Genomic DNA, 10,986 nt, shown 5'->3' on the forward strand with positions numbered 1-10,986 from the left:
GTATTGACGTCATCGACGCATTTGTGTCAGCCGGAAACCGCCCGGCGGAGGCGAAACTTCCGATGGCTCAGCGGGGTTCGTCCAGGGTCGTGTGCATGAGGTACACGTTGTAGCTGTCCCACGCCGAGATCGTGTAGTACAGATCGCGCCCCGACGACCACGGATGGATGAAGCCGCCGTACGCCTTCGGATAATCGGCGGTACTCACCAGCGGTACGCCGTCGGTCCAGGCGCCCTGCGGTTCGGCCGCGGTCCGCAGCACGATCGAGCCCCGCGCCGGATCCAGGTACACCATCTGCCACTGGCCGCTGGACTCGTCGTAGCGCACCGAGATCTCACCCGCAATACCGGGCAGCAGCGGGGTGGCGTAGTTCTCGGCCGCCGGCGCCCAGGAGCCGTCGACCCAGTACTGGTAGGCCGACTTGTTGAGCACCTCGTCCCGGCGCACCCGCGCCAGGCCGATGACGCCGATGCGGCCGTTCGGAGTGCCGAACATGTACACGTAGTCGCCGTGCGGGACCATGGTGGCGACCTGGAAGCGATTCAGGCCGAACATGTTGTCCCACTTGGCGTACTGGTCCTTGACCCAGGTGCGGCCGTTGTCGTCGGAGTAGGCCAGCCCGCCGTTGTTGGTCCACCACATACCGGGGATGCGGTCCCAGTGATTGACCGACATGTAGCTCATGTACTGCCGGCCGCCGAGCGCGAAACCGGAGGTGGGGATGACCGTGGTCTCGTAATTCTTGATTTTGCGGCTGTCCAGCAGTTCGGCGGCGTGGCAACGGCTGTCCTGCACCATGTTCTCGATGACCAGCCCCTTGGACAGGTCCCGCTCGGTGCTGTAACCCATGACGTTGCTGCGCCAGTCCGCGCCCGCGCCACCGGCGCCGCCCGGCGCCCAGCCCTTGCCGAAGGTGTCGCCGAACAGCACCGCGACCTCGCCCGGCTTGGTCTCCCACAGGATGCCCAGGTCGGTGCCGTCGACCTGCCAGCGCATATCGGTGCGATTGTCCGAGCCGTGGCCGGTCACCTGGTTCACCAGCGTCGTCGACTCCACCTGCCGGGGCGCCACCGGCGCCACGATCGGACCGGGCTCGGCCGGGTGCACGACCGGCGGCGGCGGGGTCTGCGGTGCCGGCGGCTCGCCGCCGGGCACGGGGACCGGAATCGGTTCAGGTTCCGGCTTGATCTGGATGCGCGGCAGGTTGAACGGCCCGGAGTTCGACCCGGAACCCGACGATCCCGAATCCGACGATCCCGACCCCGAACCGGACTGCGGCTCGGGCTGTGGCGGTGGCGCCGGTTCGGGTTCCGGCTCCAGCTCCGGCGCGGTCTGCGGCTTGGAACCGTTGGGCTCCTTGGGCTTTTCGGGCTCGGGTTTGGGACTGTCGCGGATGTCGGGGCACGGGTTGCCGCACGGATCCGGCGGCAGCGGCGCCGGTTCGATGCGGGTGTTGTCCGGCTGTGGTCCGGGCACGGGCACCGGCACGATTTCCGGGACCGGCACCGGGATGTCGATGGTGGGCGGTAGCGGCGGCAGCAGTGGCGGCGGCGGTGCGTTCGGGTCGGGTTCGCGCGCCAGCGGGTCGAATCCCGTTTCACCGCAGGCGTTCACCGGCGGCGGCGCCCAGGGCGCGGGGGCCGCCGCGGCGGGCGCGGACAGCCCGACAGCGGTCAGCAGGACACCGAAAAGCGCAGGCGCAGTGCCTTTTCCCATGCAGTATCAATTCTCCTCGGTACCGGCCGCGCTGCGGTGACATCGCACAATCGGCCGCCATCGTCACTGGGGCCGAACACAGCCCGTTCAATTTAACCGACCGATTTGCCCGTACGCAGTACGGCACGGCGGGGAACCCGTATCGATTCGAGTGCGTCGGAATTGTCATGACCGACATCGCGTACGTGTTCGGCACCGGCGACGGCGTTCGCCACACCTGGTCGTCCCCGGCGGATCTGGATCTGTCGGGTACCGGCGTGTTCGACGGCGTCGCGCTGGATTTCGACGGCGACGGCGCGATCGACGACGCGCTGTGGGATTCGGACGGCGACGGTTTCGCCGACGTGTCCGCGCTGGACCTCGACGACGACGGCGTGCTCGACGCCTACTTCACCGATCCCGCCGGGCTGGGCGTCTGGGACGAGCAGATCCGCCCGGTCAGCGAGTGAGCGTGTGCCGCCGGGTATTGACCGTGACGGCGGCGATGCCCAGCCCGTAGATCGCCGCACCGGCCAGCACCACCCCCGGCGACCGCCCGTCGTCGGGGATCAGCAGCGCCGTGACCGCGATCGCGAGCACGAAGGTGATGTTGAAAACGGTGTCCTGCAGGGCGAATACCTGCCCGCGCCGGGCGTCGTCGATATCGATCTGCAAGGTGGCGTCGCCGGTCAGCTTGATGGTCTGCCCGGCCAACCCCAGGAGGAAGGCGCCGGCCAGCAGCAGGTGATGGGCGTGCCGCTCGGCGGCCCCCGTGGCGACCGTGATCGGCGTGACCAGTAGCAACTGCACCAGCACGGCCGTGGCCAGACCCGCGGCCACGGTGCGCGGCCGCCCCAGCCGCGGGATCAGCACCGGTGCGATCACGGCGGCGGCGAGCATCCCGGAGGCCGCGGCCGCGATGGCCACCCCGAACCCGACCAGCCCGCTGCTCAGCGACACGCCTTCGGCGGGTGTGCGGCGCAGCACCAGCACCATCAGCAGAGTGTTGGCGCCGAACACGATTCGATGCGTGCCGATGCCGATCATCGCGGTGGTGCATTCGCGCGACTCCCACACCGCTCGCGCGCCGGTACGCAATCCGGTCGCCACGGCGCGCACCGAACTGCGCGCTGCGGACTCCGCACGCTCCGGGCCCAGCGCGCGGCGCCCGAACCCGTACGCGGCCAGCGCACCGACGACCGATCCGGCGGCGGCGACGGCCACCGCCACGGCGGAGCCGAAGTCGCCCGCGCCGAGGCCGCCGATGATCGCGACGGCGGCCGCGGCGCCCGCGCCCGCGCAGCCCGAGGCCGCCGTCGCCAGCACCGAATTCATCGGGACCAGCCACTGTTGCGCCAGCACGCGCGGCAGCGCGGCACTCACTCCGGCCAGCACGAAACGGCTGATCCCGATCACCGCCAGCGCGAGCAGCAGCAACGGGGTGTCGGTGATCCCGGCGAGCAGACCGGCGGCCGTCACCAGGATCAGCACGCCGCGCAGCAGATTCGCCACCAGGAGCACCAGCCGGCGGTCCCAGCGGTCCAGCAGCGCCCCGGCGTAGGGCCCGATCACCGAATACGGCAGCAGCAACACGGTGAATCCGGCCGCGATGGCCAGCGGATCGGTGGCGCGTTCCGGATTGAACAGAATCGCGCCCGACAGCGCCGCCTGGAACATCCCGTCGCCGAACTGCCCGGCGAAACGGACCAGCGCCAGCCGGAGCATGCCGGGGCTGCGGGCGATGGCGGTTAGCGCCGTCCGCGCGACGGCGAACCGGTGCGGTGGATTCGGTGCGGGCGGACCGTCCGGGCTCGAGGTCAGGTGGCCGGTCATCCGCGGTCACCGGCGACACGCCGTACCACCAGCGGCTTCCGGTCGCGGTGGACCGGTATCGCCGCCCGATCGCGGTCGCGGCCCGGCGCGCGGGACCGCTGCCGGAGTATGTGTTCGATGCCCGCGAACACCTCGGGTCGCATGCGCGAATCACCTCCGGTTCGGGTTGCGGCACACCATGATACGGTCGGCCGCGCACGGCCGGCGCGCCGCGGTGCGTATCCGGCGGCGGTACCGAGCGCCCTGTATTTGCCATCGGGCGCGGTGCCGCCGGGGAGCTTATCGTGGTGGCCGTGGCGTCACGGGGCCCGGTGTCCGGGGCTCGCACGGTAGAATTTACTGGGAATTCAGGGACTGGTTCGTAATGTGCTCCTACCCTGAAAGGTGATGGGTGCTCGGCCGGAGAGGAGGACCACGATGTCCACACTCACGACACCGCACATCGACGTCCACCGCGGCGGCGACCGAATGAAAACCCGTGTGGCGTGGCTGGATTCGAAGCATTCTTTCTCCTTCGGCGAGCATTACGACCCGGAAAACACCCACCACGGCCTGTTGCTGGTGAATAACGAAGACATTGTTTCGCCGGGCCGGGGATTCGATACCCACCCCCATCGGGATATGGAGATCGTCACCTGGGTATTGAGCGGAAATCTGGTGCATCAGGATTCGCTGGGGCACAGCGGCATCATCTATCCGGGGCTGGCGCAGCGCATGAGCGCGGGCACCGGAATTCTGCATTCGGAGAAGAACGATTCCTGGCGGCTGGCGCCGGCCCAGGGCGGTACCGACGAGCACGTCGAGCCGGTGCATTTCGTGCAGATGTGGGTCGTGCCGGACGAGCCCGGACTGAATCCCGGCTATCAGCAATTGGAGATCGACGCCGAATTGGCCGGCGGCGAGCTGGTCACGGTGGCCTCGGGCCTGCCGCAGTACCGCGACCGCACCGCCATCGCGATCAACAGCAGCCATTCCGCGCTGCATGTCGCGCGCATGCCGGGCGCCGCGGACGGCGCGCCGGTGACCGTCCCGGAGGCCCCCTATCTTCACTTGTTCGTGGCGCGCGGTGAGATCGAGATGGAGGGCGTCGGAACCCTCTACGAGGGCGATGCGGTGCGGATGACCCGCAGTGGCGGTCAGCGCGTCGTGGCGAACTCGCCGTCGGAGGTTCTGGTGTGGGAGATGCACGCGCGGCTCGGCGCCCAATAACATTTCAGAGCGCCCGAACCCGGCACCGCGCCTGGGCGAACGAGAGGACAGCCATGTCGGAGCACCCGCCGTCCGGTCAGCAGTATCCGCCGCCCGGTCAGTACCCGCCCCCGCCCGGCCAATACCCCCCGCCGCCGTCCGGCAATTATCCGCCGCCGCCGGGCAATTACCCGGGCCAGCAGCAGTATTGGCAGGAATCGCCGCAGCGTAAGGGCCTGGCGATCACGTCGCTGGTGCTCGGCATCCTCGCGGTCCTCGGGCTGCTCATCTTCTTCGGCGCGGTGATCCTCGGTCCGTTCGCGCTGTTGTTCGGCATCATCGCGGCGGTCAAGGCGCGGCGCGGCACGGCGGGCGGATTCGGCATGGCCGTCGCGGGCATCGTGCTGGGCGTGCTGGCCCTGGCCGGTGCGGTCGCCGAGGCGATCGTCGGCTACAGCTTCTTCGTCGACAACGGCGGGCGCGACTATATGGACTGCATCAGGGACGCCGGCGGTGACCAGTCCAAGGTGCAGCAGTGCGAGGACGACTTCCGGGACACCCTGGAGAACAAGTTGAGCGTCACGCCGGCGCCGACCCGTTGAGAGATCAGGTGTTCCGCGCAATTAAAATGACAATAGTCACATATTGTCGGACGGCGCGGCGTAGCATCACCTGCCATGGCTCCGCTGTCGCCTACGGTCGCCCGCTGGGAATTGGTGCTGCGCCTGCGTGAGCTGCGCGAGCAACGTGGCTTCGATTCGGCCACCTTCGCCAAACGGGTCGGTTTCACCCCCGCCAACTGGTCGCATGTGGAGAAGGGCCGCCGGGTCCTGACCCTGACCACCATCGGCCCGGTGCTGGATCTACTGGAAGTGGGGAATCACGACCGCGACGAACTGCTGTCGCTGCTGACGGCGAGCAAGGATCGCGGGTGGTGGGCCAAGGCATCGGCCGTGATCGGCCCCGAGCTGCAGCGCTACTACGGCATGGAATACGGTGCGGACAGCATCCGCAGCTACGACAGCCTGGTCGTGCCCGGCCTGCTCCAGACCGAGGCCTACGCGCGGGCGCTGATCAGCGCGGACGTCATGATCCGGCCGGTGCTGGTGGAACAGTTGGTCGGGGTCCGGATGCGCAGACAACAGCGGCTGCGCGGTCCGGAGCGAGCGCGACTGACCGCAGTGGTGAGTGAGGCGACGCTGCTGCAGCAGATCGGCGGCGCCGCGGTGCTGCGGGGCCAGCTGGAGTATCTGCTGGATCTGCTGGAGGACCTCGACACGGTGGAGTTGCGGGTGATCCCGTTCAGCGCCCCCGCGGGCGCGATTCTGGGCGGCTCCAGCTTCCACCTGCTCGACTTCGCCGGCGCCTCCCTGCCGACGTTCGCGTGGGCGGAGAGCGCGGTGTTCGGCGGCGCGGTCGAGAACCCGGAACAGGTGCGTGACCTGGCGTTCGCCTATGCCCGGGCGCTCGACCAATCCCTCAGTCGCACTGAGTCATTGGCCCTGATCAGGAAGCATGCCCGAGTGTAAGATCCTGCCCATGCCAACCACCGCCAGGTATCGGCCCGAGGCCACCGGCTGGTTCACCTCGAGCCGTACCAACAACGGCAACCAGTGCGTGGAGGTCCGGTTCGACGGCGACGCGGTACTGATCCGGGACAGCAAGTTCCGCCGCGATCCGGCGCATCGCCCCGAGGACGAGCCCGTCATCACCGTCACCGCGACCGAGTGGATGGTCTTCCTCGACGCCGTGGCGGGCAGCGGGCCACCGGCCACGGAGCTGATCGCGCGCACGGCCGCCGACGGAGCCACCACGCTGAGCCGCGGGCGCCGCACCCTCACCTACACGCCGGGCGAGTGGGAGGCGTTCGTCGCCGGGGCCCGCGCCGGTGAGTTCGACCGGGTGCCGGTGTAACCCGTCCGGCGGGGGCGCCCGCTCGCGCGGATCGGCATACTGGAGATCGTGACTGCCGACGTGACGACCCCCTCCGGAATCGATCTGTCCTATCGCGACGACGCTGTGCGGGTGCAGGACGACCTGTTCGCACACGTCAACGGCAAGTGGCTGGAGACCTATGAGATCCCGGCCGATCGCGCGGTGGACGGCGCCTTCCGCACGCTGTACGACCAGGCGGAACTCGACGTGCAGACCATCATCCAGAACGCCGCCGCCTCGGATGCCGCGCCCGGCAGCGTCGAGCGCAAGATCGGCGACCTCTACAACAGCTTCATGGACGAGGCGACCGTGGCGGCCGCCGGTCTCACCCCGATCGCCGGCGAACTGGCCGAGATTCGCGACGTCACCGACCGCGGTGCGTTCGCGGCGCTGCTGGGCCGGTTGCAGCGCACCGGCGTCGGCGGCGCGCTGGGCTTCTACGTCGACACCGACGACAAGAACTCACAGCGCTACCTCGTCCATGCCACCCAGTCCGGCATCGGCCTGCCCGACGAGTCGTACTACCGCGGCGACGACTACGCCGAGATCCGCACGCGGTACGTCGAGCACATCGGCCGCATGTTCGCCCTCGCCGGCGTCGACCACGACCCGCAGCGGGTCTTCGAACTGGAGCGCAAGCTGGCGGCCGGGCACTGGGACGTGGTCCGCCGCCGTGACGCCGAATTGAGTTACAACCTCACCACTTTCGACTCGTTCACCGCGGAGAACCCGGAATTCGACTGGGCCGCATGGGCTTCCGCGACGGCCGAGGGCGTGGACCGTTCCGGTCCGGAGCTGTTCGCCGAAATCGTGGTGCGCCAACCGGATTACGCGCGCACCTTCGCCCGGCTGTGGGCCTCGGAGTCGCTCGCGGAGTGGCGCGCGTGGGCCACCTGGCGGGTGCTGCGCGCGCGGGCGGCATATCTGACGCCCGAGCTGGTCGAGGAAAATTTCGACTTCTACGGCCGCACCCTCACCGGCGCGCAGGAGAACCGCGAGCGCTGGAAGCGGGGCGTGTCGCTGGTGCAGGACCTGCTCGGCGAGGCGGTCGGAAAGTTGTATGTCGCCGAGCACTTCCCGCCGGAGGCCAAGCAGCGCATGCAGGAGCTGGTGGCCAACCTGATCGAGGCCTACCGCCGCAACATCACCCAGCTGGACTGGATGGGACCCGACACCCGGCAGGCCGCGCTGGCCAAGCTGGAGAAGTTCACCCCCAAGATCGGCTACCCGGACCGCTGGCGCGACTACTCGGCCGTGCGGATCGACCCGGCCGATCTGATCGGCAACTATCGCCGCGGCTACGCCGCCGAACACGACCGCGACCTGAACAAGCTCGGTGGTCCGGTCGATCGCGACGAATGGTTCATGACGCCGCAGACCGTCAACGCCTACTACAACCCGGGCATGAACGAGATCGTCTTCCCCGCCGCGATCCTGCAGCCGCCGTTCTTCGATATGAACGCCGACGACGCCGCCAACTACGGCGGGATCGGCGCGGTGATCGGCCACGAGATCGGGCACGGCTTCGACGATCAGGGCAGCAAGTACGACGGCGACGGCAACATGATCGACTGGTGGACCGACGCCGACCGCGCCGAATTCGCCAAGCGCACCAAGGCCCTGATCGACCAGTACAGCGGGTTCTCCCCCGCCGAACTGCCCGACAACCACACGGTGAACGGCGAATTCACCATCGGCGAGAACATCGGCGATCTCGGCGGCCTGTCGATCGCACTGCAGGCCTACAAGATCGCGCTGGACGGCGCCGAGCCGCCGGTCGTCGACGGTCTCACCGGGCTGCAGCGGGTGTTCTTCGGCTGGGCGCAGGTGTGGCGCACCAAGGCCCGCAAGGAGGAGGCGATCCGCCGCCTGGCCGTGGACCCGCACTCGCCGCCGGAGTTCCGTTGCAACGGTGTTGTCCGCAACCTGGACGGCTTCCACGAGGCGTTCGAGGTCACCGAGGGCGACGCCCTGTACCTGGATCCGACCGAGCGCGTGCGGATCTGGTAGATCCGTCGCCTGTCGACGTCGCTGGTGGAGTAGGCGAGCCTGTCGGCCACGGCCATGGTCAGCGCGATCGTCGTGCCGTGGACCGACGGCCCGCTCCCCGTCTCGAAGGGGCGGTGGCGGCCGCGACGGTCGGTGTGCGCGGCAGGCCCAGACGATCGCGCCCACGCAGACTCATCGGTCGTCCGGCCTCGGTGTCGGCCGGGTCAGGCCGAGGGTGAGGCCTTTGATCATGTGTCGCTGCAGGATCAGAAAGACCACCAGAATCGGCAGCATCGTGAGCACTGTCCCCGCCATCACCGGTCCCCAGTTGGTGAACGACGGATTCTCGGTGCTCTGCAGGAGGGTCAGGCCCACAGGGAGAGTGGCAACCCCGGCGTCATCGGCCATCAGGAGCGGCCAGAGGTACTCGTTCCACTCGGTGACGACCGTGACCACGGCGAAAGTCACCAGGGTCGGCCCGGACATCGGGAGCACCACCCGGGTGAGCAGCTGCCAGCGGCCGGCGCCGTCCATGCGGGCCGCGTCGATCACGTCCGCGGGCAGCGACCGGAAGTGATTGCGCAGCAGGAAGATGCCGAAGGCGACGCCGCACAGCGGAACGATGATGCCCGGCAAGGTATTTCGCAAGCCCCACTGGTCGACCAGGGCGTAGTTGGAGATGACCGTGACCTCGTCGGGCACCAGCAGCGCGGCGAGGATCAGCAGGAAGATCGGGGTCTTGCCGGGAAAGCGCAGGAACACCAGGCTGTAGGCGCCGCACACGCCGAGCACGAACTTCACGGCGGCGACGACGGCGGTGACGATCAGCGAATTGCGCAGGAACGTCCCGAACGGCAGCGTGGTCGCGGCCTCGGTGTAGTTGCCCGGCTGCCAGGTGCGCGGCCACCACACCGCCGGTCGGGTGTAGATGTCCGGCCGGGCCTCGAACGAGGTGGTCAGCACCCAGAACAGCGGCACGCCGACGATGATCAGCACGCACGCCATCGCGGCGTAGCCGAGCAGTGTGGCCGCGCGCTGTCTGCGCCGGAAGGCGTCGGCGGTCATCGGTCACCCCGGTCCATGGCGCGTACCTGGATGAGCGCCACGATCAGCAGCACCACGAACAGAACGGTCGCCACCGCGGCGCCGTACCCCGCCCGGGAATTGCGGAAGGACTCCAGATACACCTGGTAGGCCATGGTGGTGGTGCCGGTGCCCAGCGGACCGCCGCGAGTCAGCACGTGGACGAGGTCGAAAACCTGTAACGAGTTGAGCAGCACGGTGATCGACAGGAAGAACGTGGTCGGCCGCATCTGCGGCAGCAGCACGTGGGTGAGCCTCGCCCAGCGGCCCGCGCCGTCGATCGCGGCCGCTTCCAGCAACTCTCGCCGCACCCCTTGCAACGCCGCGAGGTAGATGACGAAGGTGAAGCCGAGATTCTTCCAGATGTAGGTGACCGTCACCATGCACAGCGCCCAGTGCGAATTCTGGTAGAAGTCGGGCACATTCGACATGCCCAGCCGGCGCAGCACGTCCTGGATCAGGCCGAAGGTGGGATCGAACAGGAACTGGAACGCCACGCCCACGGCGGCCCCGGAGATCACGAACGGCGCGAAGACCGCGGCGCGAACGACGCTGCGGCCGAACAGTTTCCGATTCAGCAGCAGTGCCAGTCCGAGTCCCAGTGTCAGGCTGCCGACCACGGCCGCGAGGGTGAAAACGATTGTGTTGGTGACGATCTGCCAGGTATCGTCCCGGCTCCACCACTCCCGATAGTTCTCGACGCCGATGTAATGGGCCACCGGCTCGGCGAGGTTCCGGTCGGTGAACGACAGCCGGATGTTGTCCAGCAGCGGCCGGTACGCGAACAGCCCGAGCAGCACCAGGTTCGGCGCCACGAGCACCACGAACAGCGCGTAGTCGGTCCAGGGGCGCACTCGTCCGGGCCTGGATCCCACCGCGGCAGTGTGACGGCCGCGGGCGACCGCCCGGTTAATTGCCGATGCCCGCCCAGGGAACTGTCGGTGCGCGAACCATCAGTCATCCCGGCATGCTTTTGGCCGGGATCCACGCATACGGGGTGTGGATACCGGCCAAAAACATGCCGGGATGACGGGAAACATGCCGGGATGACGGGGACAGAGGATGCGCGAAGTGGGGGGGGGGGGGGGGCGCGCCGGCGCCGGCCGCCGCGACAAGCGGGGCGCGGGGCAGAGGCCGGCGGGCGGCCCACGGGGGCCGGGGGCTCTGGGGGGGGGGCCGGCCCCCCCCGGGGGTTGGGGGCCGGCCGCCCGCGACCGCCCGGTTAATTGCCGATGCCCGCCCAGGGAACTGTCGGTGCGCGA

11 protein-coding genes are annotated in these 10,986 nt (G+C 68.8%); 6 read left to right on the forward strand and 5 right to left on the reverse strand.

Features of this window, described 5'->3' with window-relative positions; genetic code table 11:
• Window positions 1-67: 67 nt before the first annotated feature.
• Window positions 68-1,717 carry a glycoside hydrolase family 183 protein gene (locus QH470_RS36610; RefSeq protein ID WP_280276979.1) on the reverse strand — a complete coding sequence of 550 codons (1,650 nt, stop codon included), beginning with the start codon at window positions 1,715-1,717 and terminating at the stop codon, window positions 68-70.
• Between the two features lie 167 nt (window positions 1,718-1,884).
• On the opposite strand from QH470_RS36610, the gene QH470_RS36615 reads away from it, so the two are divergent.
• On the forward strand, window positions 1,885-2,166 hold the full coding sequence (locus tag QH470_RS36615; protein WP_280276980.1) for a hypothetical protein: 282 nt from the start codon (window positions 1,885-1,887) through the stop codon (window positions 2,164-2,166).
• Here QH470_RS36615 and QH470_RS36620 read toward each other — a convergent pair.
• Both QH470_RS36620 and QH470_RS36625 read right to left on the reverse strand, forming a co-directional pair.
• Window positions 2,156-3,529 carry an MFS transporter gene (locus QH470_RS36620; protein WP_425302843.1) on the reverse strand — a complete coding sequence of 458 codons (1,374 nt, stop codon included), beginning with the start codon at window positions 3,527-3,529 and terminating at the stop codon, window positions 2,156-2,158. The two genes, QH470_RS36615 and QH470_RS36620, sit on opposite strands and share 11 nt — an antisense overlap.
• Window positions 3,526-3,672 carry a hypothetical protein gene (locus tag QH470_RS36625; RefSeq protein WP_280276981.1) on the reverse strand — a complete coding sequence of 49 codons (147 nt, stop codon included), beginning with the start codon at window positions 3,670-3,672 and terminating at the stop codon, window positions 3,526-3,528. The genes QH470_RS36620 and QH470_RS36625 overlap by 4 nt, the downstream gene beginning before the upstream one ends.
• 274 nt (window positions 3,673-3,946) lie before the next feature.
• On the opposite strand from QH470_RS36625, the gene QH470_RS36630 reads away from it, so the two are divergent.
• The 5 genes from QH470_RS36630 (at window position 3,947) to QH470_RS36650 (ending at window position 8,662) form a co-directional block, all read left to right on the forward strand.
• The gene (locus tag QH470_RS36630) at window positions 3,947-4,738 is read left to right on the forward strand and encodes a pirin family protein (protein ID WP_280276982.1); all 792 of its coding nucleotides are present in this window, start codon (window positions 3,947-3,949) and stop codon (window positions 4,736-4,738) included.
• A 53-nt stretch (window positions 4,739-4,791) separates the two neighbouring features.
• Complete coding sequence (locus QH470_RS36635) at window positions 4,792-5,319, forward strand: DUF4190 domain-containing protein (protein WP_280276983.1); 528 nt, start codon at window positions 4,792-4,794, stop codon at window positions 5,317-5,319.
• Window positions 5,320-5,394: 75 nt separating this feature from the next.
• On the forward strand, window positions 5,395-6,246 hold the full coding sequence (locus QH470_RS36640) for a helix-turn-helix domain-containing protein (RefSeq protein ID WP_280276984.1): 852 nt from the start codon (window positions 5,395-5,397) through the stop codon (window positions 6,244-6,246).
• 10 nt (window positions 6,247-6,256) lie between these two features.
• Window positions 6,257-6,631 (forward strand): DUF397 domain-containing protein, encoded by a 375-nt coding sequence (locus tag QH470_RS36645; RefSeq protein WP_280276985.1) that lies wholly within the window; start codon window positions 6,257-6,259, stop codon window positions 6,629-6,631.
• Window positions 6,632-6,679: 48 nt separating this feature from the next.
• Window positions 6,680-8,662 (forward strand): M13 family metallopeptidase, encoded by a 1,983-nt coding sequence (locus tag QH470_RS36650; protein ID WP_425302844.1) that lies wholly within the window; start codon window positions 6,680-6,682, stop codon window positions 8,660-8,662.
• A 171-nt stretch (window positions 8,663-8,833) separates the two neighbouring features.
• Here the strand turns inward: QH470_RS36650 and QH470_RS36655 are convergent, their stop codons facing one another.
• Together QH470_RS36655 and QH470_RS36660 are read right to left on the reverse strand one after the other, a co-directional pair.
• Entirely contained in the window at window positions 8,834-9,706 is an 873-nt protein-coding gene (locus QH470_RS36655; RefSeq protein ID WP_280276986.1) for a carbohydrate ABC transporter permease, read from the reverse strand.
• A complete protein-coding gene (locus tag QH470_RS36660; protein WP_280276987.1) occupies window positions 9,703-10,599 on the reverse strand; it encodes a carbohydrate ABC transporter permease in 897 nt (298 codons plus the stop codon). The genes QH470_RS36655 and QH470_RS36660 overlap by 4 nt, the downstream gene beginning before the upstream one ends.
• Window positions 10,600-10,986 lie beyond the last annotated feature (387 nt).

This window comes from Nocardia wallacei, from assembly GCF_029868745.1.
Lineage (GTDB): Bacteria > Actinomycetota > Actinomycetes > Mycobacteriales > Mycobacteriaceae > Nocardia > Nocardia wallacei_B.